This is a genomic window from Streptomyces sp. NPDC097595, from assembly GCF_044761525.1.
Classification (GTDB): domain Bacteria; phylum Actinomycetota; class Actinomycetes; order Streptomycetales; family Streptomycetaceae; genus Streptomyces; species Streptomyces drozdowiczii_A.
In genome coordinates, this window is the sequence record NZ_JBIWCN010000010.1 from 205,667 (window position 1) to 225,148 (window position 19,482).

Annotated in this window: 26 protein-coding genes; 8 read left to right on the plus strand and 18 right to left on the minus strand. The window is 72.4% G+C overall.

Annotated elements, in window-relative coordinates; translation table 11 throughout:
* Positions 1-120: 120 nt before the first annotated feature.
* Positions 121-822 carry an N-acyl homoserine lactonase family protein gene (locus ACIQZN_RS18110; protein ID WP_403994293.1) on the plus strand — a complete coding sequence of 234 codons (702 nt, stop codon included), beginning with the start codon at positions 121-123 and terminating at the stop codon, positions 820-822.
* Between the two features lie 19 nt (positions 823-841).
* Complete coding sequence (locus tag ACIQZN_RS18115) at positions 842-1,249, plus strand: hypothetical protein (protein WP_403994296.1); 408 nt, start codon at positions 842-844, stop codon at positions 1,247-1,249.
* On the opposite strand, the gene ACIQZN_RS18120 is transcribed toward ACIQZN_RS18115, so the two are convergent.
* Entirely contained in the window at positions 1,233-1,571 is a 339-nt protein-coding gene (locus ACIQZN_RS18120; RefSeq protein ID WP_403994299.1) for an alpha/beta fold hydrolase, read from the minus strand. The two genes, ACIQZN_RS18115 and ACIQZN_RS18120, sit on opposite strands and share 17 nt — an antisense overlap.
* Between ACIQZN_RS18120 and ACIQZN_RS18125 the strand changes: the two genes are divergently transcribed.
* A complete protein-coding gene (locus tag ACIQZN_RS18125; RefSeq protein WP_403994302.1) occupies positions 1,570-1,890 on the plus strand; it encodes a hypothetical protein in 321 nt (106 codons plus the stop codon). The genes ACIQZN_RS18120 and ACIQZN_RS18125 overlap by 2 nt on opposite strands.
* A 6-nt stretch (positions 1,891-1,896) precedes the next feature.
* On the opposite strand, the gene ACIQZN_RS18130 is transcribed toward ACIQZN_RS18125, so the two are convergent.
* From ACIQZN_RS18130 to ACIQZN_RS18140, 3 genes are all read right to left on the minus strand, one after another.
* Entirely contained in the window at positions 1,897-3,150 is a 1,254-nt protein-coding gene (locus ACIQZN_RS18130; RefSeq protein ID WP_403994305.1) for a GNAT family N-acetyltransferase, read from the minus strand.
* 75 nt (positions 3,151-3,225) lie between these two features.
* Complete coding sequence (locus ACIQZN_RS18135) at positions 3,226-4,212, minus strand: asparaginase (protein WP_403994308.1); 987 nt, start codon at positions 4,210-4,212, stop codon at positions 3,226-3,228.
* A gap of 50 nt (positions 4,213-4,262) precedes the next feature.
* The gene (locus ACIQZN_RS18140; RefSeq protein ID WP_403994500.1) at positions 4,263-4,856 is read right to left on the minus strand and encodes an ABC transporter substrate-binding protein; all 594 of its coding nucleotides are present in this window, start codon (positions 4,854-4,856) and stop codon (positions 4,263-4,265) included.
* 154 nt (positions 4,857-5,010) lie between these two features.
* Between ACIQZN_RS18140 and dtd the strand changes: the two genes are divergently transcribed.
* On the plus strand, positions 5,011-5,460 hold the full coding sequence (dtd, locus tag ACIQZN_RS18145; protein ID WP_265542729.1) for a D-aminoacyl-tRNA deacylase: 450 nt from the start codon (positions 5,011-5,013) through the stop codon (positions 5,458-5,460).
* A 6-nt stretch (positions 5,461-5,466) separates the two neighbouring features.
* Here dtd and ACIQZN_RS18150 read toward each other — a convergent pair whose 3' ends face one another.
* The 6 genes from ACIQZN_RS18150 to ACIQZN_RS18175 form a co-directional block, all read right to left on the minus strand.
* Positions 5,467-6,432: a YgfZ/GcvT domain-containing protein gene (locus ACIQZN_RS18150; protein ID WP_403994313.1), complete on the minus strand. Its 966-nt coding sequence runs from the start codon at positions 6,430-6,432 to the stop codon at positions 5,467-5,469.
* 45 nt (positions 6,433-6,477) lie between these two features.
* A complete protein-coding gene (locus ACIQZN_RS18155; RefSeq protein WP_403994316.1) occupies positions 6,478-6,948 on the minus strand; it encodes a Fur family transcriptional regulator in 471 nt (156 codons plus the stop codon).
* A 48-nt stretch (positions 6,949-6,996) separates the two neighbouring features.
* On the minus strand, positions 6,997-7,569 hold the full coding sequence (locus ACIQZN_RS18160) for an FABP family protein (RefSeq protein WP_361029918.1): 573 nt from the start codon (positions 7,567-7,569) through the stop codon (positions 6,997-6,999).
* A 259-nt stretch (positions 7,570-7,828) separates the two neighbouring features.
* Positions 7,829-8,710 carry a hypothetical protein gene (locus ACIQZN_RS18165; RefSeq protein WP_403994319.1) on the minus strand — a complete coding sequence of 294 codons (882 nt, stop codon included), beginning with the start codon at positions 8,708-8,710 and terminating at the stop codon, positions 7,829-7,831.
* Positions 8,707-9,528 (minus strand): hypothetical protein, encoded by an 822-nt coding sequence (locus ACIQZN_RS18170; RefSeq protein WP_403994322.1) that lies wholly within the window; start codon positions 9,526-9,528, stop codon positions 8,707-8,709. The genes ACIQZN_RS18165 and ACIQZN_RS18170 overlap by 4 nt, the downstream gene beginning before the upstream one ends.
* Positions 9,525-10,358 carry a hypothetical protein gene (locus ACIQZN_RS18175; protein WP_403994325.1) on the minus strand — a complete coding sequence of 278 codons (834 nt, stop codon included), beginning with the start codon at positions 10,356-10,358 and terminating at the stop codon, positions 9,525-9,527. The genes ACIQZN_RS18170 and ACIQZN_RS18175 overlap by 4 nt, the downstream gene beginning before the upstream one ends.
* A 107-nt stretch (positions 10,359-10,465) precedes the next feature.
* Here ACIQZN_RS18175 and ACIQZN_RS18180 point away from each other — a divergent pair, with 107 nt between their 5' ends.
* A complete protein-coding gene (locus ACIQZN_RS18180) occupies positions 10,466-10,828 on the plus strand; it encodes a DsrE family protein (protein WP_018101651.1) in 363 nt (120 codons plus the stop codon).
* A gap of 9 nt (positions 10,829-10,837) precedes the next feature.
* Here ACIQZN_RS18180 and ACIQZN_RS18185 read toward each other — a convergent pair whose 3' ends face one another.
* From ACIQZN_RS18185 to ACIQZN_RS18220, 8 genes are all read right to left on the minus strand, one after another.
* Positions 10,838-11,170 (minus strand): DUF3099 domain-containing protein, encoded by a 333-nt coding sequence (locus ACIQZN_RS18185; RefSeq protein WP_403994328.1) that lies wholly within the window; start codon positions 11,168-11,170, stop codon positions 10,838-10,840.
* 156 nt (positions 11,171-11,326) lie between these two features.
* A complete protein-coding gene (locus tag ACIQZN_RS18190; protein WP_018101653.1) occupies positions 11,327-11,614 on the minus strand; it encodes a DUF1416 domain-containing protein in 288 nt (95 codons plus the stop codon).
* A 48-nt stretch (positions 11,615-11,662) separates the two neighbouring features.
* Positions 11,663-12,508, minus strand: a complete 846-nt coding sequence (locus tag ACIQZN_RS18195; protein WP_403994331.1) for a sulfurtransferase — start codon at positions 12,506-12,508, stop codon at positions 11,663-11,665.
* Between the two features lie 155 nt (positions 12,509-12,663).
* Positions 12,664-12,771 carry a putative leader peptide gene (locus ACIQZN_RS18200; RefSeq protein WP_403994334.1) on the minus strand — a complete coding sequence of 36 codons (108 nt, stop codon included), beginning with the start codon at positions 12,769-12,771 and terminating at the stop codon, positions 12,664-12,666.
* Positions 12,772-12,978: 207 nt separating this feature from the next.
* Positions 12,979-13,668, minus strand: coding sequence for a DUF2993 domain-containing protein (locus ACIQZN_RS18205; protein ID WP_403994337.1), 690 nt, complete (start codon positions 13,666-13,668; stop codon positions 12,979-12,981).
* A 123-nt stretch (positions 13,669-13,791) separates the two neighbouring features.
* Complete coding sequence (locus tag ACIQZN_RS18210; RefSeq protein WP_403994340.1) at positions 13,792-14,979, minus strand: hypothetical protein; 1,188 nt, start codon at positions 14,977-14,979, stop codon at positions 13,792-13,794.
* A 10-nt stretch (positions 14,980-14,989) separates the two neighbouring features.
* Positions 14,990-15,244 carry a MoaD/ThiS family protein gene (locus ACIQZN_RS18215; protein ID WP_018101657.1) on the minus strand — a complete coding sequence of 85 codons (255 nt, stop codon included), beginning with the start codon at positions 15,242-15,244 and terminating at the stop codon, positions 14,990-14,992.
* 65 nt (positions 15,245-15,309) lie between these two features.
* On the minus strand, positions 15,310-16,194 hold the full coding sequence (locus tag ACIQZN_RS18220) for an alpha/beta fold hydrolase (RefSeq protein WP_403994343.1): 885 nt from the start codon (positions 16,192-16,194) through the stop codon (positions 15,310-15,312).
* 238 nt (positions 16,195-16,432) lie between these two features.
* Here ACIQZN_RS18220 and ACIQZN_RS18225 point away from each other — a divergent pair, with 238 nt between their 5' ends.
* The 3 genes from ACIQZN_RS18225 (at position 16,433) to ACIQZN_RS18235 (ending at position 19,469) form a co-directional block, all read left to right on the plus strand.
* A complete protein-coding gene (locus ACIQZN_RS18225) occupies positions 16,433-17,218 on the plus strand; it encodes a response regulator transcription factor (RefSeq protein ID WP_265542746.1) in 786 nt (261 codons plus the stop codon).
* A 24-nt stretch (positions 17,219-17,242) separates the two neighbouring features.
* Positions 17,243-18,283, plus strand: a complete 1,041-nt coding sequence (locus tag ACIQZN_RS18230) for a LacI family DNA-binding transcriptional regulator (RefSeq protein ID WP_403994347.1) — start codon at positions 17,243-17,245, stop codon at positions 18,281-18,283.
* Positions 18,284-18,395: 112 nt separating this feature from the next.
* Positions 18,396-19,469, plus strand: a complete 1,074-nt coding sequence (locus ACIQZN_RS18235) for a S1C family serine protease (protein ID WP_403994350.1) — start codon at positions 18,396-18,398, stop codon at positions 19,467-19,469.
* Positions 19,470-19,482 lie beyond the last annotated feature (13 nt).

Consider the following 19,482-nt stretch of genomic DNA (forward strand, 5'->3'; position numbering starts at 1 on the left):
CTGAACGAGGATGTGCGACAGGACGGGTACGTCGTCCGCCGGGCCGTACGCGTGGGTGAGTTGCGGCCAATCCGTCATGCGGGGATCCAAGCGGGTGGGTCGGACAGCCAGGATGGGCGGATGGGAAGCATCTCGGTACGCCGGCTCGACCTCGGGTACTTCGTCCGGCCCGCCTCCGAGACGGGCGGCCCGCAGCCGCGCGTCGAGCCGGTCCTCGCCTATCTGGTCCGGCACGACGACGGGCTGCTGCTCTTCGATACCGGTATCGGCGACGCGGGCCCGGAGACCGAGGCGCACTACCGGCCCCGGCGGCGTGCGTTGCGGGAGGCCCTGTCGGGGGCCGGTGTCGGCCTCGGCGACATCTCCATGGTCGTCAACTGCCATCTGCACTTCGACCATTGCGGCGGGAACCCCCTCCTGGCCGGCCGGCCCATCCTGGTCCAGGACGTCGAACTGGCCACCGCCCGCGCGGGCGGCTACACCGTCGACGCGCTGATCGATTTCCCCCGCGCGACGTACGAGGAGGTCTCCGGCGAAGTCGAAATCCGGCCAGGGATCCGGATCGTGCCCACGCCCGGGCACACCGACGGGCACCAGTCGCTGGTGCTCCGGCAGAGCGACGGCACGGTAGTGCTCGCCGGGCAGGCGCACGACTTCGCCTCGCACTTCGCGTCCGACCAGCTGGCGCGCCACGCGGCCCTGGAAGGCGTGGAGCCGCCGCTTCCGCCGTATCGGCCCTGGCTGGACCGGCTGGCCGACTTCGACCCGCGTCGCGTGCTCTTCGCGCACGACTGCTCGGTCTGGGAGCCGGCGCGGTCCTGAACGAATCGGAGACCCGGACATGCCCGAACGAGACGACAACCGCGCCGCCCGACGCGTCCTGGACGAGGTCAACCTCGCCCACGGCACGCGGTTCCGGCTGCTGCGGCGGTTCGATGACGGGGTGCAGTCGGGGGCCTGGCTCCTGGACGGTACGGGAGGACAGCGGGCGGTCCTCAAGTGGAGCCCGTCGCGGTCCTGGGCCGGGCAGATCGAGCGCGCCGCCGACGCGGTGGCCAAGGTCCGGGGCGCCTGCTACCCGATGCCGGAATGGATCGCCGTCAGTACGGGTACGGCGGGTTCGGCTACCAGGTCCAGGCGTTCGTGCCGGGGCGCAGCCCGTACCGGGTCGCCGCCGAAGAAGCCCGACCGCTCGCCGCACACGGGCCGGTGGCGCTGCCCACGCCTCCTCCTCAGCCGCGCCCCCTGAGGAACCCCGCCACCACCGCCCCGAACGCCTCCGCGTCGTCCGCCCACGGATAGTGCCCCGCCCCCGGCTGCACGACGAGCGCGGCGTCCCGGAACAGCTCGGCGAACGCGGTCACCGCACTCGGCGGGCTGTTCAGGTCGTACGCACCGGCCAGCAGCAGGACGGGCGCGGCGAGGGAGGCGAGGGCCTTGCGGGTGGCCGGCGGATCGAACGCCCCCTCGGCTCCGAAGAGGGTGACGGACTCCGGGTTGCCGGGGCGGCCCACCGCCTGCAACTCGACCGGCTCCGGGGTGGCGACGACACGCCCTAGGCTCGGCGGCATGGCCTCGTTCCTGCCGCTCCTCATCAGTACCGGCGTCCTCGCGGCGGTCATGGGCCTGCTCGCCCTGCTGGCCGTGCGCGTCAGGCGGCGCGGGCTCGTCGGATCGGCGATGGGGGCCGCGCTGGCCTCGTACGACGAGGCGTTCCGGGCGACCGCCCACGCCTCGTACTACGAGATCCGCGCGCAGGCGGACCGACAGGCACCGATGGCCTCGCCCGACGACGCGTGGCGCCCCGTGAACGCCCGGCCGCCCGCCCGCCGCGCCCAAGGGCCCCGGAGCCCCGGGAGGGCGTTCCTCCGGTGGTGGCGCCGGGGCTGACCCGCCTCAGAACACGTCCGGGCACCACGCCCGCCGCGCCGCCCGGAACACCGGGTCCGCCTTCGCCGCCGCGCCCGGGGTCAGCTCCTCCACGCGGCCCAGCGCCGCCAGCCGCAGGACCGATTCGTCACCGAGCCACAGCGTCCCCAGCTCCCGGACGTCCAGCGCCAGGTCCGCCGAGCGCGTCGTCGGCGCGCAGGTGGCGCCGTCCGGGGTGGCGTCCAGGTGGAAGCGGCCGGCCGCGTGGCCCGCCGCGTCCCGGATCTCCAGGACCAGCGACCCGGGCACCGCGTACGTACGGGCCTCAAGGGCGCGTACGACGTCCAGGACGCGCACCCACAGGAAGTCCGCCTGCGTCACCACACGCGCCGCGCGCGGGTCCGGCAGCAGCAGCGGGAGCAGGTCGTCGGCCGGGCGGATGCCGGTACGGATGGTGGAGATCCAGTCCACCGAGCACAGGAAGTGCCACAGCGCCCGCTCCGCCGCCGGGGTCACCGCGATCATGTCGCGCACCTTCGCGCCGTTCAGCGGCTGCTTCGCGTCGCCCCAGTGGTCGTCGGCGCGGTAGACCAGCATCCCGTCGAGCGTGCCGTCCGCGCCCCGGTACACGGCGTAGAAGGGTTCGGTCCAGTGGTCCTGGGCGAAGACCCCCTCCCCCGTCGTCTTGTCCCACCAGCGGTCGTCCCGGCTCACCGCCCCGTGCTGCCGGGCCCGCAGCCGGTCGTGCAGCGCGGGGCCCAGCTTCCGGATCTCCGCGCCGTCCACCAGGTCGATCCGGCCGCCGTCGCCGTCCGCCGGGACCCGGCGGTGCGGGTCGAGGCCCGTGCGGTGGACGTCGATCTCCCACACGGTCGCCTGGGCCGCCGGGCCAAATCCGTACCTGCCGTAGATCGGGTACTCGGCGGCGATCAGCGTCGCCGCCACGTCCCCGCCCTCCTTCGCCTCCGCCAGGTCCGCCGCCATCATCCGCGAGAGCAGACCGCGCCGCCGGTGGGTCGGCGAGACGGTGACGTTGGTGACCGCGTCGGTCGGCACGGTGGCACCGCCGACCACCGTCAGCTCCTGCGCGAACGAACGGAACGTGGCCACGCACCGCCCCGCGTCGAACGCCCCGCGCGTACGCGAGAGGTCCATGTACGCCTGGCGCCCCGACACCTCTTCCTCCGGCGGCGTGGGCGGCCTCAGGAAGCCGGTGTTCAGGGCGCGCAGCCAGTCGGGGAACTCGGACGGGGTGACGGGGCGGATATCGAGGGCGTTCATGCGCCCCACGCTAGGCAGCGCGGTACGGGATGTCGCCCGGTTTTGGCGCCCGCACGCGCGGGAAGAGCCGAGGGCTCAGAACGCCGCCCGGATCTCCCCCACCTCGGCCCCGCCGCCCAGCAGCGGCGCCCGGCCGATCCGTCCGACCACCGGGGCGTCGATCCCCAGCAGCCCCAGCGCGCGGGCCAGGACCGGGCCCAGTGCCCGGGTCGAGCCGTCGTCGATCTTGAAGGCCAGCGCCCGGCCGTCCGCCAGGGCCACCGCCTGCACGGCCTCCGCGCCCATCTTCGACAGCGTGCCGGGCACCTCGCGCATCAGCCAGGTGTCGGGGCGCCGGGTGCCCGCCACGTACTCCGGGTGCGCCCGCATCGCGTCCGCCACCCGGCGCTCCGCCGTACCCGGCTCGGCCGTGACGAAACCGCGGAACGCGCGCGCCAGGCCCACCAGCGAGACCGCCATCAGCGGCGCCCCGCACCCGTCCGTGCCGACGGCGGCGACCTCCTCGCCCGCGGCCTCCTCCACGACCTGGTGCACCAACCGCTGGAGGGGGTGCGCGGGGTCCAGATAGCCGGCCATGTCCCAGCCGTTGAGTGCGCAGGCGGCGAGCATCGCCGCGTGCTTGCCGGAGCAGTTCATCGTGAGGCGCTCGCGGACATGCCCGGCGGCGAGATACGTCTCGGCCTCCACCGCGTCCAGCGGCAGATCGGGCGGGGTCTGGAGGTCCTCGGGCGACAGTCCGTGCTCGGTGAGCATCTTGCGTACGAGATCGAGGTGGAAGCCCTCGCCGGAATGGCTCGCGGCGGCCAGCGCCAGCCGCTCCCCCGACAGGTCGAGCCCGGCCCGCAGCACCGCCGCCGCCTGCATCGGCTTGTTCGAGGAGCGCGGGAAGACCGGCGCCGCCGGGTCGCCCAGGGACAGCTCCACGCTGCCGTCGGCCGCCAGCACGACCAGCGAGCCCCGGTGGTGGCCCTCGGTGAAACCGGAGCGCACGACCTCGGCCAGCACGGGCAGGCCGGGGGCCGGGTCGGATATGGCGGAGGTGCGGGCTGTGCTGGAGGTCATGGTGGCCTTCCGGGGACGGGCGGGACCCGCCCGTCCCCGGAGGGATCGCCTCAGGCGAGCAGGTCGTCTACTTGTGCTTCCCCGTCACGGTACCTGCGGGCGATCTCCGCGCCGCAACCGTCCGCCGTGCGCTGGAGCCGGTGCCGGCGCCGGGAGACCTGCTGTTCGTAGCGGACCAGCCGCCCCATCGCGGTGTGCAGCTCTTCGTCCGTCCGGGCGTCGAGGTCGGACAGCTCCACCTCGGCCAGCGTCTCGGCGGCCAGCTTGCGGTACTCGTCGCTGCGCGGCGTGGACAGCGTGACGTGCCGGGCGGACGAGCGGTGCGGGGACGGGGCGTCGGCGAGGATCTCCGACAGCCGGTCCACCACCGGCGACTCCGGGTCCCGGCGCCGGGCCAGCTCGGCCTTCAGGATGTCGATCCGCCCCTGCACCAGCCGCCGCACATAGCTGAGATCGGCCTCGTCGCGCTGGGCGTCGCGGCGCAGCGCGCGCAACTCCGGCAGGCGCAGGGCGGCCAGTTCGGCCCGGGTCCCGCCGTCGCCGGTGTCGTCGCCCTGCCCGGTCCGCTGTACGGGCGGGCGCATGGTGCTGATGCTCGTACCGCTGCCCGTGCTGCTGCCGGCACCGGGGCGCGCGACCGGCACTGCGCCCGGGGACTGCCCGGTTCCATGGGTGCTCATGCTTGTGTCCATCCCCTCGACCCGGTGCGTCGGCGCACCGCCTCCCGAGCATCGTGCCACCCCGAGGGGCCTTCTGAGGTTGCTCTGTACCCGTTCGGCCCAAGATAGGTTGGTCTGTATGCGTGCAGTGGTACAGAGGGTGGATGGTGCGAGCGTCACGGTGGCGGACGCCGCGGACGGCGACGGCGGTTCCCGCGTCGTCGGGGAGATAACCGGCGAGGGCCTGTGCGTCCTGGTGGGGGTGACCCACGAGGACACCCCGGAGAAGGCGGCGCAGCTCGCCCGGAAGCTCTGGTCGGTCCGCATTCTGGAGGGCGAGAAGTCCTGCTCCGACGTGAATGCGCCGCTTCTGGTGATTTCGCAGTTCACTCTCTACGGGGACGCCCGGAAGGGCCGCCGCCCCACCTGGAACGCCGCCGCGCCCGGCGAGGTCGCCGAGCCCCTCGTGGACGAAGTGGTGGCGCAGTTGCGGGCGCTCGGGGCGACGGTGGAGACGGGCCGGTTCGGGGCGGACATGCGCGTCTCGCTCACCAACCACGGCCCGTTCACCGTCATCGTCGAGGTCTGAGGAGCCCTACGGCTCCACGACGGTCTCCTGCGCCGCCGCCGTGTCCCCGGCCAGCAGCTGCGCGTCGACCGCCACGTTCCGCTTCACCAGGGCGAGGGCGATCGGGCCCAGCTCGTGGTGGCGGGCGGACGTGGTGACGAAGCCCAGCTGGCGCCCCTCCGGCCCGTCCGACGCGAGCCGGACCGGGGTGCCGGGGCCCGGCAGATGGACCTCGCTGCCGTCCAGGTGCAGGAAGACCAGGCGGCGCGGCGGCTTGCCCAGGTTGTGCACCCGGGCGACGGTCTCCTGCCCCCGGTAGCAGCCCTTCTGGAGGTGCACGGCGACGCCGATCAGGCCCAGCTCGTGCGGGATGGTGCGGTGGTCGGTCTCGAAGCCGAGCCTCGGCCGGTGCGCCTCCACGCGCAGCGCCTCGTACGCCAGCACCCCGGCGACCGGGCCGTGCTCCGCCGCGTACGCCTCCAGCTCGGCGCGCGGCAGGAACAGGTCGCGGCCGTGCGGGGTCTCGCGTACGACGGCCCCGTCCGGGACCTCGGCGATCGAGCCGGCCGGGAGGTACACCACCGCGAAGTCCTCGGTGCGGTCGGCGACCTCCACCCGGTAGAAGAACTTCATCGACTCCAGGTAGGCGATGAGGTCGTCCTGCGTACCCGGTTCGACGTGCATCCACACCGTCTCGCCGTCATCCACGAGATACAGGGCGTGTTCGATGTGGCCGTTCGCGCTGAGGATGAGCGCTTCGGTGGCCTGGCCCGGGGCGAGCTCGGTGACGTGCTGCGTGATCAGGAGGTGCAGCCAGGCCAGCCGGTCGCCGCCGGTGACGGCGACGACGCCGCGGTGCGAGAGGTCGACCAGGCCCGAACCGTCGGCGAGGGCGCGCTGCTCGCGGAACAGGTCGCCGTAGTGCGCGGCGACGCCTTCGTCGCAGCCCTCGGCGGGGACGGCGCCGGGCAGGGACAGCAGGGGGCTCTTCATGCGACCAGCGTACGACTGGTTTTCGGACCCCGGCGGCCCGGTGCCTCAGGCGCCGGCCGCCGGTGCCGGGCCGACGGCGTCCGGGTCGTCCTTCGCCGCCTTCGCCGTGCAGTCGGCGCAGCGGCCGAAGATCGCGAAGTGCTTCATGTCCGTCTCGAATCCGAACGCGCCGCGCAGCTTCTCGGTGAACTCCGCGACGACGCTCACATCGGCCTCGATCACGTCCGCGCAGTCCCGGCACACCAGGTGGATGTGGTGGTGCCGGTCGGCCAGGTGGTACGTGGGCGCGCCGTGCCCCAGATGGGCGTGGCTGACCAGCTCCAGCTCCTCCAGGAGCTCCAGCGTCCGGTAGACCGTCGAGATGTTCACGCCCGACGCGGTCCGGCGCACCTCGGAGAGGATGTCGTCGGGCGTCGCGTGTTCGAGCGTGTCGACGGCCTCCAGGACCAGCTGGCGCTGCGGGGTCAGCCGGTAACCGCGCTTCCGGAGGTCGGTCTTCCAGTCGGTGCTCACCACAGCCCCCAGTGTAGGTCCGGGCGGACGGCTACTCGGCGGAAACGGCGGCTACTTGAAGAAGGCGATCCCGTCGTCCGGCAGGTCACCGAGGCTCTTGGCCATCGCCTCGACCTCCTCGGGCGTGACGGTCTTCTTCAGGTGCGCCGACATGTACGGCCGCAGCTCGACCTCGGGCGTCGCCTTCTCGCCGACCCACATCAGGTCGCTGTTCACATAGCCGTAGAGCCGCTTGCCACCGCTGTACGGGCCGGAGGCCGCGGTGCGGGCGACCGCGTCGGTGACCAGGTCGATCTGCGGCTTCTTGTCGGCCAGCTCGCCGTACCAGATCTCGATGACGCCCTGGTCGCGGGCCATGACGACCTCGACCTTGCGGTCCTTGTCGATGCGCCAGTAGCCGGTCTCGGTCTCCAGCGGGCGGGCCTTGTTGCCGTCGGCGTCGAGGACCCAGGAGTGCGAGGTGTACTCCAGGAAGTCACGGCCGTCGTGGCGGAAGGTGACCTCCTGGCCGAAGTTGCACTTCTCGGCGCCCGGGAAGTCGGAGACGCCCGCGCCCACCCAGTTGCCCAGGAGGAAGGCCAGCGGGACGAGGTCCGGGTGGAGGTCGGACGGGATCTCGATCATGAGCGGCTCAGTCGATCTGTGAGGCGGGAGGCGGGAACGCCGGGAACGGGGAGGTGGTCAGCGCTGACCCTGGTACAGCTTCTTCACGGTCACGGCGGCGAAGGCGAGGACGCCGACGCAGACCAGGACCAGCAGGGCGGAGAAGAATGCCTCAAGCACGGGGGGCTCCTCGGACGAGCGGTATGGCGGCAGTACAGGGCAGTACAGGACCGGGCCCCAGCCTAATAGGTGGGGCCCGGTCCCGCCGTTCCGGGGCGGGTCAGCCCAGGAGCTGGTTCTGGAGGATGAGCGTCTGGTGGAACGGCACGCCGGGCGTCCCGGCACCGCCCTTGCGGGACTGGACGACCACGGCGAGGGTGTCCCCCGCGATGACGAAGCCCGTCCGCACCTGCGCGGCGCCATAGGGCTTCGGCTCGCTGAAGACGTACGAGGCCGTGGCCTCCACCTTCCCGCCGCCCTTCCAGCTCTCGTCGAGCTCCATCTCGTGCGCGCCGAGCATCTCGTCCCCGGCCGACGCCCCGATGAAACGGTCGTCGCGGTAGGCGTCGGCGTCGTCCGCCGAGCTGAACTGGAGCAGGTAGATCCGGTTCGACGTGCCGTCGGGCATGGTCCAGCCGCGTGCCGCGATGTGCCGCAGGGTGCCCTCGCGCAGGGTGTCGCCGATGCCGGCGCGGCCGCCCTCGGTGAACTCGGACGTGAACTGCTCGGTGCCGACCCAGCCGCCCTTGAGCTTCTTGTCCACCGTGGCCCCGGCCGGGGCGGGCAGCAGCAGCCCGCGCAGGTCGGCGTGGTGGATCTCGGACGGGTTGCCGTCGCTGTAAGGGCGCGGTTTGTCCGCCGGGAGCGCGGGAAGGGCGAGGGCCGGGTAGTCCCAGCGCCCGTCGTCCTCGGTGGCGAGACCGGGCACGTCGGTGCGCTCCATCGAGGTGATGCCGTACGCCGTACCCGCCCCGGCCGCGCCGAACACCAGCACGGCGGCGGTCCACCGCGCCACGGCCCGCAGCACCCGGCGCGGCGGCCGGGGCCCCTGCGCCACGGGGGCCGGCGGCAGCGGCGGCATGGGCGGGAGGTCGGGGGCCGGCGGCGGCGCCACGGGCTCGGGGCCGGTCGCGGGCGCGGGCGCGGCCGTCTGCTCGGTCATACGTACTCCCCCGGGGACGTGATGTGCTTCAGCTGGTCCTTCACCAGTTCGGCGACGGCCGACTTGCGGAACGGCTCGGTGCCCGACGCCGAGAAGGTGACCATCACCTCGCCCTCGTACGCCATGCAGAACATGCCCTCGATCCGCCGGTCGTCGTCCTTCGGGTCGAGGAAGCAGGAGGCGTTCTTCGTATGGCCGGCGATCTTCGGGCCGTCGCGCAGGACGTCGATGCTGTCGAAGAGCTCGTGCCGGAAGGTGTAGAGGTCCCGGACGGCCTTCTTGTCCTTCATCCGGACCAGCTGGGTGTCGATGACCAGGTCGTTGTCGTGCGAGGCATACGTGCGGACCGCCAGGCCCTGGATGCGGAGCTTGTCGATGCGCTTCTCGAACTCCCGCCGCTGCCGGCCCGACAGGCCGCGCCCGCCGTCCTTCATCTCGGCGGTGGCGGCGGCACCGCTGAGCTCGGCGTCGTTGCCGTACGTGCCGGAGTCCGGGCCGAGCCGGTAGCCGGCCGGGACGGGCAGCAGCAGCTTGCTCAGCTCGGTGGTGGCCCTGCCCCTCACCAGGTCCCCGGCGGGGTCCTTGGCCGGTTCGTGGGCGGGCTTCTGCCACAGCCGCGTCGGGACGGTGCGGTCCGCGTTGTCGACGGTGACCTTCGTGTACGCGGCGGCGCCGCCGACCGCGGCGAGCACCAGCACGACGGGGAGGACGCCGAGGACCACCCGGCGTGCCCTGCCCTTCCGTACGGGAGCGGGCGCCGCGAAGGGGTTGTCGTCGTTCACCGGCGGGACGGGCCCGGGGGTGTTGTCGTCGTTCACAGGCGCTCCAGCTGTCGCTCGGCCAGCGTCCGGATGTCCTTCTTGCTGATCGGAGCGCTGTCGTAGATGTGGATGTCGACCATCACGTCGCCCCGGCTGAAGATCGCCCTGGCCTGGTAGAAGGGCAGATATCCGGCCTTGCGCTCGGCCGGGAAGAGGTAGTAGCGGCCTTCCGCGCTGCCCTTGATGGCGGTGCCCTCGTTACCGGCGGCCTTCTCGTCGGGCATGTACGAGCGCTGGTCCTCCGCGTGCGCGGCGGCAGCTGCGCCCGAGCTGAACTGCACCAGGTACACGTCCGCCGCGCTGTACTCGCCCTTCTTCCAGGACGTGCCCGCGACCCGGCGGAGGCCCTGGTCGAGGAGGTCGCCGTACATGTAGTCCTCGTTCTCGAAGTTCAAGGCGTAGCTCTCCACCCCCAGCCACCCGTCCTGGGTGAGGGCGGTCAGGCCCTTGTCCTCCTGCCAGCCCTTCGGCCGGGGCACGATGAGCTTGCGCAGGTCACCGTCGGTGCGGAGCCGGCGGTCCTGCGAGGCCGGCAGCGGGTCGGGCGCCTTGTCGGCGGGCAGGGCCTTCGCCGGGTACGCCAGACCCGGCTGCGAGAGCGCGGCCAGGGGCGTCGGGGCGCGGTCGGCCTGCACGCCGTAACCGGTCGCGATGCCGCCGGCGAGGCCGAGCACGGCCGCGGCGGCGATGATCAGGGTCGTACGCCCGCGCGGGCGCCGCTTCACGACGGCGGCGGGCTCTGCCGCGGGCTCGGGACGCTCCCCCACCTCGGCCGCATCGACGGGCGGCTCGGGCTGCCCGTCGGAAATGCTGTCTTTCGGATGCAAAATGGGTCCCCCCACGAGACCTTGAAGCACGGATTCCGTTATCCGCGCACACAACTGACCCACAGGTTCCGGGTGGGGTTGTGCGGCCGAGGATTACAGTTCCGTATATGCCGAAGAAGCTCGTGATCAAGGTGACCGCAGGTGCCGACTCCGCCGAGCGCTGCTCGCAGGCGTTCACGGTGGCGGCGGTGGCCGTCGCCAGCGGGGTCGAGGTTTCGCTCTGGCTGACCGGGGAATCGGCGTGGTTCGCCCTGCCGGGCCGCGCCGCCGAGTTCGAACTGCCGCACGCCGCACCGCTGCCGGACCTGATCGAGTCCATCCAGGCCGGCGGCCGGATCACCCTGTGCACGCAGTGCGCGGCCCGGCGCGACATCACCGAGGAGGACGTCCTGGAGGGCGTGCGGATCGCCGGGGCGCAGGTCTTCGTCAGCGAGATCATGGCCGACGGCGTACAGGCGCTCGTCTACTGAGCGGCCCGCTCAGCCGCGCCGCTTCCGGCCGTCCAGCTCGTCCCACCACGCGTCCGACTCCGGGTCGCCGGTGGCGCCACCGCCTTTGCGTGGCCGAGTGTCACCGGGCGGCGGCTGCGGCGGCGGCTGCTGCTCCTGCCCGCCGGGCTCGTCCCACCAGCGGTCCTCCGGCCCCTTGCGGTTGCCGACCATCGCCGCGACGGGCGGGATCACCATCGCGACCACACACATCGCGATGGCGGCGGGCATCGACCAGAGCCTCACGAAGGCCCAGGCCGAGACGAAGAGGACGAGGCATACGCCCATCAGTACGAAGTAGGCGCGCCGGCGTCGGCGGTACATGAGTCCAGCGTAGGCCCGATCGGCCCGCTCGGCCGGTCCGGAGCAAACCCGCACTTCGCGCGGGCAGCACGAAGGGCCGTACCCGTGCCAGGCAAGCGTCCAAACCCCCTGGGGTACGGCCCTTCGGCCGGTCATCGGCTGTCGCCGACGGTCGTGCTAGACGGCGATGGCCACCTCGGCCAGGCCACCGGTCTGCGCGACCACCGTGCGGTCGGCGGTGCCGCCGGGGACGAGGGCGCGAACGGTCCAGGTGCCCTCGGCCGCGTAGAAGCGGAACTGGCCGGTCGCCGAGGTCGGGACCTCGGCGGTGAACTCGCCGGTCGAGTCCAGCAGGCGGACGTAGCCGGTGACGGGCTCGCCGTCGCGGGTCACGCTGCCCTGGATGGTGGTCTCACCGGGCTTGATGGTCGAAGCGTCGGGGCCGCCGGCCTTTGCTCCACACATGGTTCAGTCCTTCTGCTCGGGGGAACGTGCTGATCCGGGTCGTACGGATTACTTGTTGGCGCCGAGCTCGATCGGCACGCCGACGAGGGAGCCGTACTCGGTCCACGAACCGTCGTAGTTCTTGACGTTCTCCTGGCCGAGCAGCTGGTGCAGCACGAACCAGGTGAGCGCGGAGCGCTCGCCGATGCGGCAGTACGCGATGGTGTCCTTCGACAGGTCGACCTGCTCGCCCTCGTAGAGCGCCTTGAGCTCTTCGTCGGACTTGAAGGTGCCGTCGTCGTTGGCGTTCTTCGACCACGGGATGTTGCGGGCGCTCGGCACGTGGCCGGGGCGCTGCGACTGCTCCTGCGGGAGGTGCGCCGGGGCGAGCAGCTTGCCGCTGAACTCGTCGGGCGACCGCACGTCGACCAGGTTCTGGGTGCCGATGGCCTTCACGACGTCGTCGCGGTAGGCGCGGATCGACTCGTCCTGCGGCTGGGCCTGGTACTGCGTGGCCGGGCGGGACGGCACCTGGTCGCCGTCCACGAGGTCGCGGGAGTCGAGCTCCCACTTCTTGCGGCCGCCGTCGAGCAGGCGGACGTCCTGGTGGCCGTAGAGCTTGAAGTACCAGAAGGCGTAGGACGCGAACCAGTTGTTGTTGCCGCCGTAGAGGACGACCGTGGTGTCGTTGGCGATGCCCTTCGCGGACAGCAGCGCCTCAAAACCGGCCTGGTCGATGAAGTCGCGGCGGACCGGGTCCTGGAGGTCCTTGGTCCAGTCGATCCGGATCGCGTTCTTGATGTGGTTCTTCTCGTACGCGGAGGTGTCCTCGTCGACCTCGACGATGGCGACCTGCGGGTCGTCGATGTGGGCCTCGACCCAGTCGGCGTCTACCAGGACGTCACTGCGGCTCATTGTGTTTCTCCTCCGGGGCAGTCTGCGGCGAGATGGTGCACGGGTCGTGCGTGATGCGGATGTGCGGGGCGCGGGCCCGTATCCACGGGCGGCATGCGCGAGGGCCCCGACGTGCGGTCGAAGGGCCTGGGAATGCGGGAAACCGGGCGTCCCGCTCAGACAGTGCGACAGAGCATGGCGGCGACGCGGCACAGGTCCACTGCCCGCCGCTTCGTGAGATCCGCCTGGCCACCCTGAGGGAGGCCGCCCATAGAGCACTGCATGGGACCGATCGTAGGGAGGTACGGGCGGACATGTCACCGCCGTGTCGCATAGTGAGACAGGATCGTCCGCAATGCGGAACGCCCGCCGCTACGACACAGGTCCGGCACCGCCGCGCGAGGCGTCGGAGTGCTCGGCCATCTGCGGACCGGACCGGTCCGTCTCACTATGTGGCTGGGGCGGCCATCCCTACCCGCTCGCGGGCCCGGTCATCCCGCCAGGCGCACATCGGTGCCGGTCACCGAGATCTCCAGACCGTCCTCGGTCGGCTGGATCTTCTCCAGCTTCAGGCCGTTCGGCAGCCCGCCGACCTCGCGCTCGAAGTCGGTCTTCTCGCGGACCAGCTTCTCCAGGCCGGGAATGCCTTCACCCGGCACCTTGTCCGCGTGGACGCGGACGGTGCGGCCGTCGAGCAGCGTGACGGTGGACAGGACGCTGCGCGAGATCGGGCGCCCCAGCACGTTGACCGTCCCGGTCACCTTCACCTTGTTCTTGCCGCCGTACTCGACCTTGACGCCGTCGCTGGCGGCCTTGGTGAGGTCCTCGTACGAGATGACGGCCGCCCCGGTGGCGCGGTCGGCGACGGCGCCGGAGAAGCCGTCGGTCAGCCGCACGTCGTCCAGTTCGGCGTTCATGGTGGAGATCCGCAGCGTGCGTCCCCCGGCGCGGGTCTCGATGCCGGTGATCTTCACGTCGACCTCGTCCAGCTCCGAGCCGGCGAGCTGGGTGAGGAACGGGAAGCCCTTGACGGAGATGTCGGTGGAGTCGATCCGCGCGCCCGGGATCTCCACCCGGTCCTCGGCCTGCGATTCGGCGATGTTCACCGCCACCCGGTCCACGGCCACGAACAACGCCGCCAGGATCACCAGGGCGATGACCCATATTCGCAGTGCACGCATGCCTGTCCTTCCCCCCACCCCTGCCGTCCGTACGGCGTGATCGACGTGCGAAAGCCCCCCAACGGTTCCCCGTGGAGGGCTTCGCCATGCGGAGCGAGCGGTACGGATTCGAGCGGTACGGGACTACGTCAGTACGCGGCCCAGCACATAGACGGCCGGCGCCGCCGCGGTCAGCGGCAGGGCCACACCCGCCGTCATGTGCACGAAGCGTGACGGGTAGTCATAGCTCGCGACCCGCAGTCCGACCAGCGCGCAGACCCCGGCGGCGAGGCCGAGCAGCGCACCCTTCGCACCCAGGTCCGTGACGGCCCCCGCCACCGCTCCCGCCCCCGCCGCGACGGCCAGCGCGGCCACCACGGACACCGGCGCGGGCAGCGGCAGCGCCCGTACGAGCACGGCGGCGGCGACCGCGACCGCGCCCACCGTCACGGCGTCCGGTACGGCCGCGAGATGGCCGGCCGCCAGCACCGCGAGGGCGGCCGAGGCGACGGTGGCCATGAGGCCCTGCATCCGCTCGTCCGCGCCCGCCCGGCTGCGCAGCTGGAGGACCACGGTGAGCAGCACCCAGACGCCCAGCGTGCCGATGATCGCGGCCGGACCGTTCTCCCGGCCCGCCGCGAGGAGCGCCACATCGGCGACCAGGCCGCCGGCGAAGGCCAGCGCGATGCCCTGCCGGGCCGGCCACATGCCGTTCAGCCGGAACCAGCCCGCCGCCGTCACCGCCTGGAGCAGCACCAGCGGGACGGCCAGCGCGTACGAGCCGACCGCCGCGCCGAGCGCGAGGAGCAGCCCGAGCACCGCGGTGATCGCGGCCGGCTGGATTCCCGGCGCGATGATCGGGGAGCGCCCCTCGGCCCGGGCGCGCTGCGCGTCGGTGATCCGGGCGTTCCCGAGGGTGGTGGGCGCGCTGTACCCGTCGTCGCCGGGGCCGGCGGGAGCGGCGGGGACCGGGGCGGGCGCGGGCGGCGCGGGCTCGGCGTGGACCTCGGGCGGCAGCGGGTAGGAGCCGGTGCCGACGGGGGCGGCGTGCGCCCCGTGCTGCGCGGGCCCGTCCGTGCGCTGCACCGTCGGCTGGTACTGCGTGTCCCAGGTCTGCCCCTGCCAGGTCTGGGCGGCGCCCTGGTCCTGCTGCCCGGCCGAGGGGTCCGGGTACGCCTGCTGCGGATACCCCTGCTGCTGCGGGTAGCCGTAATGCTGCTGGTCCTGGCCGTACGCGTACTGCTGCTGCGGGTCCTGCCCGTACCCGTACTGCGGCTGCTGTTCCGGGCCCTGGTCGCCCTGGTAGTACGGATGCTGCTGATCGTTGCTCATGTGCTGGGGTTCACCCTCCTGCGAACGGCGGGAGCACCTCGACCGTGCCGCCCTCGGCAAGGCGTACGGTCTCATGGCTCCGGGTACCGACGGGATCGCCGTCGATGAGGAACGAGCACCTTCGCAGCACGCTGCTCAGCTCGCCGGGGTGCCGCTCGCGCACCGCGTCGAGCGCCTCCTTGAGGGTCGCGGCGGCGTACGGCTCCTCCGCGGTCCCGGCCGCGGCCTTGGCGGCCGCCCAGTAACGGATCGTTCCCGCGGGCATGGCGGCGCTCCTTTCGTTCCGTTCCTCCGGTGCCGGTTCGGGGGACACCGGCCCCCCATCATCGTTCACCGTCGCGCCACCCAGTCGGCGATGCGGGTGAGCAGGCTCTCGTCGGCCGCGTTCTCCGCGTGCCCCATGCCGCGCTCCAGCCACAGCTCCGCCGCGTCGCCCGCGGCGGCGGCGAGCATACGGGGGTGGTCGAGCGGGAAGTACGGGTCCCGGTCGCCGTGCACGATCAGCAGCGGGGCCGGGGCGATGAGGGCGGCGGCCTCCACCGGGGAGAGCGGGACCGGGTCCCACGCCTCGCGGTGGATGCGCGTGCGGAAGCCGTAGCGCCCGACGAGCCGTCCGGCGGGCCGGGTCACCATCCAGTGCAGGCGGCGCATCGGAGCCGTCCCCCGGTAGTACCAGCGCGCGGGGGCGCTCACGGACACCACCGCGTCCGCGTGCGCCCCCTTGCGCGCCCCTATGCGCCCCACGCGCTCCGCAACGTCCCGGTCCGCGCCGCCGTCCCCACCGGACGCCCCTGGGGACGCGTACAGCGCGCCGTGCCGCAGCACCACCGAGCCGCCCATCGAGAAGCCGACGGTCACCACACGCCGGTGTCCCAGCGAGCGCGCCCAGGCGACCGCCGCCGCCAGGTCCAGCACCTCGCGGTCGCCGACCGTGGAGAACCCGCCGGACCTGCCGTGACCCCGGAAGGAGAACGTCACCACCGCCGCGTACCGGGAGAACGCGCGCACCGCCCTCCGCACCGCCGGGCGGTCCGCCGAACCGGTGAATCCGTGCGCGACGACGATCGCCGTCTCCCCGCCGTCATCCCCCGTACACGGGTCGTACACCGCCTCGATCCAGGTCCCGTCATCCGCCCGCAACGCGGCCCGCAGGGGCACCCGCGTGACCGAGCGAACAGCGAAATCCGGAATTCTCCCCTCTGACACAGAACTCATGTGGGTTATTCTCCTGTGAAGAGGATCCGGGCAGAGCAGCCCCCGGATCCTTTTGTGCTTTCCGGACGTTGTTACGGCGACGTTTCGACAAGCTCAGCGAACCGTACGAAGCAGAGCCGCATACTCCCCCGGGCACCGCCCGGGAGTGCCCCTCTCGCAGGGAACGAGGAGGACCGATCTTCATGGGCGAGCCGACCACGCACCATCAACGACCGACGAACCGGGCAGGTGGGCGGCGATGAGCTCTCTGCTGCTCCTGACCAATGCCCTCCAGCCGTCGACGGAGGTGCTTCCCGCCCTCGGTCTCCTGCTCCACAGCGTGCGCGTCGCACCCGCCGAGGGCCCCGCGCTCGTGGACACCCCGGGGGCCGACGTCATCCTCGTGGACGGGCGCCGCGACCTCCCCCAGGTCCGCTCGCTCTGCCAGCTGCTGCGGTCCACCGGGCCCGGCTGTCCGCTGATCCTCGTCGTCACGGAGGGCGGCCTCGCGGCCGTCACCGCCGACTGGGGCATCGACGACGTCCTGCTGGACACCGCGGGCCCCGCCGAGGTCGAGGCGCGGCTGCGGCTGGCGACCGGCCGGCAGCAGATCACCGCGGACGACTCCCCGATGGAGATCCGCAACGGCGACCTCTCGGTCGACGAGGCGACGTACAGCGCGAAACTGAAGGGCCGGGTCCTCGACCTGACCTTCAAGGAATTCGAACTGCTCAAATATCTGGCGCAGCACCCGGGCCGGGTCTTCACCCGCGCCCAGCTGCTCCAGGAGGTCTGGGGCTACGACTACTTCGGCGGTACGCGCACGGTCGACGTGCACGTACGGCGGCTGCGCGCCAAGCTCGGCCCGGAGCACGAGTCACTGATCGGGACCGTACGGAACGTGGGCTACCGCTTCGTCGCGCCCGAGAAGGTCGAGCGGGCGGCCGAGGAGGCCAAGGCGGCCCAGCGGGGTGTCACCCGTTCGGAGCAGCCGGCCGTTGCCGAGGTCACGGAAGAAGCCCCGGTCCGGCCTGCCAAGAGGTAGTTCCATCCGCGTAGACTGCCGCGCGTGGCCAAGGTGACGCGGGACGATGTGGCGAGACTGGCGGGGACGTCGACCGCGGTGGTCAGTTACGTCATCAACAACGGACCCCGGCCGGTCGCCCCGGCCACGCGCGAGCGGGTGCTCGCCGCGATCAAGGAGCTGGGCTACCGGCCCGACCGGGTCGCCCAGGCCATGGCCTCGCGGCGGACCGATCTCATAGGGATGATCGTGCCGGACGCCCGGCAGCCGTTCTTCGCGGAGATGGCGCACGCGGTCGAACAGGCTGCCGCCGAGCGCGGGAAAATGGTCCTCGTCGGCAACTCCGACTACCGCGACGAGCGCGAGGTCCACTATCTGCGGGCCTTCCTCGGTATGCGGGTCTCCGGTCTCATCCTGGTCAGCCAGGGCCCCAGCGAGCGCGCGGCGGCGGAGATAGAGGCGTGGGACGCCCGGGTCGTGCTGCTCCACGAGCGGCCCGAGGCCATCGACGACGTCGCGGTCGTCACGGACGACATCGGCGGCGCCCAGCTCGCCACCCGCCACCTCCTCGAACACGGCAACGCCTACGTGGCCTGCCTCGGCGGCACGGAGGAGACCCCCTCGGTCGGCGACCCGGTCGCGGACCACGTCGAGGGGTGGCGGCGCGCGATGCACGAGTCGGGCCGCTCGACGGAGGGCCGGCTCTTCCAGGCCCCGTACAACCGCTACGACGCCTATCAGGTGGCGCTCGGCCTGCTCTCCGGGCCGGACAGGCCGCCGGCCATCTTCTGCGCGACGGACGACCAGGCGATCGGCGTGCTGCGGGCCGCCCGCGAACTGCGCATCGATGTGCCGGGCGAGCTGGCCGTCGCCGGCTTCGACGACGTCAAGGAGGCCGGGCTGACCGATCCGCCGCTCACCACGGTCTCCTCGGACCGCCCGGCGATGGCGCGGGCGGCGGTGGACCTGGTCCTCGACGACTCGCTGCGGGTGTCGGGGTCGCGGCGGGAGCGGCTGAAGCAGTTCCCCTCGGCGCTGGTGGTCCGCCGCTCGTGCGGCTGCGGAGAGCCGCCGGCGTCCGCCTGAGCCCCGGGCTCCCTCTCACGGGCCCGGGCTTTATATCGGGCATACGCGGTTCTGCCGGGCTTCTCAGGGCGCCCTCACGCTCCTCTCATCTTGGCCGGACAGGCTCATAGACATGACAGAGAGCCAGCGCCCGAGCGGCGAGTACCCGATGTACCCCTCGTACGGCAACGGCGAAGCGGCCTACCCGCCGCCGCCGTCATACCAGCCCGCCCAGCCGGTCTTCCCGGACCCGATGGGCCCCGGAGTCTCCGAGCCGCCCGCCCCCCGCCGCCGGGTCCGCAGGCCGGTCGCGCTCCTCGCCGCCGTGGCCATCGCGGCGGCGGTCATCGGCGGCGGCACCGCCACGGTGATCGGCAGGCTCGCCGACGACCCCGCCACCACGGCCGCCGGGGGCGGCGTCGTCCCGGGCACCACCGTTTCGCAGAGCGACAAGGGCACGGTGTCCGGGGTGGCCAAGGCCCTCTCGCCGACCATCGTGGAGATCGGCGCGACCTCGACGGCCGGCCAGTCAACCGGTTCGGGCGTGGTCATCACCTCGGACGGCGAGATCGTCACCAACAACCACGTCATCGCGGACGCGTCGCAGATCAAGGTCACCCTCAGCACCGGCAAGACGTACACCGCCGACGTCGTCGGCACCGACCCCGACAAGGACCTCGCGCTGATCAAGCTCCAGGGCGCGAGCGGCCTGAAGACGGCCACGCTCGGCGACTCCTCCCAGGTCGCCGTCGGCGACGAGGTCGTCGCGATCGGCTCGCCCGAGGGCCTGACCGGCACCGTCACCAGCGGCATCGTCTCCGCCCTCGACCGCGACGTCACGGTCGCCAAGGAGGGCGACAACGGCCAGAGCCAGGGTCAGGGTCAGGGTCAGGGCCAGGACCAGCAGGGCGGCGGGCGCCAGTGGCCCTTCGAGTTCGGCGGACAACAGTTCAACGGCGACACCGGCGAGTCCACCACCACGTACAAGGCCCTCCAGACCGACGCCTCGCTCAACCCGGGCAACTCCGGCGGTGCGCTGATCAACATGAACGGCGAGATCATCGGCATCAACTCCGCGATGTACTCGGCGAGCTCCGCAGCCGGACAGGGCAGCTCCAGTGCGGGCAGCGTCGGCCTCGGCTTCGCCATCCCGGTGAACACCCTGAAGGCCGACCTCGACACCCTGCGGGCCGGGAACGGCTCCTGACCGTACGGGGCTG

Excerpts from the sequence above, each read along its gene's own strand:
- ACIQZN_RS18130 (WP_403994305.1), bottom strand. The coding sequence starts at position 3,150 with ATGAACGCCCTCGATATCCGCCCCGTCACCCCGTCCGAGTTCCCCGAC.
- ACIQZN_RS18135 (WP_403994308.1), bottom strand. The coding sequence starts at position 4,212 with ATGACCTCCAGCACAGCCCGCACCTCCGCCATATCCGACCCGGCCCCC.
- ACIQZN_RS18205 (WP_403994337.1), bottom strand. The coding sequence starts at position 13,668 with ATGCGTGCACTGCGAATATGGGTCATCGCCCTGGTGATCCTGGCGGCG.
- ACIQZN_RS18190 (WP_018101653.1), bottom strand. The coding sequence starts at position 11,614 with ATGTGTGGAGCAAAGGCCGGCGGCCCCGACGCTTCGACCATCAAGCCC.
- ACIQZN_RS18215 (WP_018101657.1), bottom strand. The coding sequence starts at position 15,244 with ATGCCCGCGGGAACGATCCGTTACTGGGCGGCCGCCAAGGCCGCGGCC.
- ACIQZN_RS18165 (WP_403994319.1), bottom strand. The coding sequence starts at position 8,710 with ATGACCGAGCAGACGGCCGCGCCCGCGCCCGCGACCGGCCCCGAGCCC.
- ACIQZN_RS18150 (WP_403994313.1), bottom strand. The coding sequence starts at position 6,432 with ATGAAGAGCCCCCTGCTGTCCCTGCCCGGCGCCGTCCCCGCCGAGGGC.
- ACIQZN_RS18220 (WP_403994343.1), bottom strand. The coding sequence starts at position 16,194 with ATGAGTTCTGTGTCAGAGGGGAGAATTCCGGATTTCGCTGTTCGCTCG.
- ACIQZN_RS18115 (WP_403994296.1), top strand. The coding sequence starts at position 842 with ATGCCCGAACGAGACGACAACCGCGCCGCCCGACGCGTCCTGGACGAG.
- ACIQZN_RS18180 (WP_018101651.1), top strand. The coding sequence starts at position 10,466 with ATGCCGAAGAAGCTCGTGATCAAGGTGACCGCAGGTGCCGACTCCGCC.
- ACIQZN_RS18120 (WP_403994299.1), bottom strand. The coding sequence starts at position 1,571 with ATGCCGCCGAGCCTAGGGCGTGTCGTCGCCACCCCGGAGCCGGTCGAG.
- ACIQZN_RS18185 (WP_403994328.1), bottom strand. The coding sequence starts at position 11,170 with ATGTACCGCCGACGCCGGCGCGCCTACTTCGTACTGATGGGCGTATGC.
- ACIQZN_RS18235 (WP_403994350.1), top strand. The coding sequence starts at position 18,396 with ATGACAGAGAGCCAGCGCCCGAGCGGCGAGTACCCGATGTACCCCTCG.
- ACIQZN_RS18195 (WP_403994331.1), bottom strand. The coding sequence starts at position 12,508 with ATGAGCCGCAGTGACGTCCTGGTAGACGCCGACTGGGTCGAGGCCCAC.
- ACIQZN_RS18200 (WP_403994334.1), bottom strand. The coding sequence starts at position 12,771 with ATGCAGTGCTCTATGGGCGGCCTCCCTCAGGGTGGCCAGGCGGATCTC.
- ACIQZN_RS18210 (WP_403994340.1), bottom strand. The coding sequence starts at position 14,979 with ATGAGCAACGATCAGCAGCATCCGTACTACCAGGGCGACCAGGGCCCG.
- ACIQZN_RS18110 (WP_403994293.1), top strand. The coding sequence starts at position 121 with ATGGGAAGCATCTCGGTACGCCGGCTCGACCTCGGGTACTTCGTCCGG.
- ACIQZN_RS18125 (WP_403994302.1), top strand. The coding sequence starts at position 1,570 with ATGGCCTCGTTCCTGCCGCTCCTCATCAGTACCGGCGTCCTCGCGGCG.
- ACIQZN_RS18225 (WP_265542746.1), top strand. The coding sequence starts at position 16,433 with ATGAGCTCTCTGCTGCTCCTGACCAATGCCCTCCAGCCGTCGACGGAG.
- ACIQZN_RS18160 (WP_361029918.1), bottom strand. The coding sequence starts at position 7,569 with ATGATCGAGATCCCGTCCGACCTCCACCCGGACCTCGTCCCGCTGGCC.
- dtd (WP_265542729.1), top strand. The coding sequence starts at position 5,011 with ATGCGTGCAGTGGTACAGAGGGTGGATGGTGCGAGCGTCACGGTGGCG.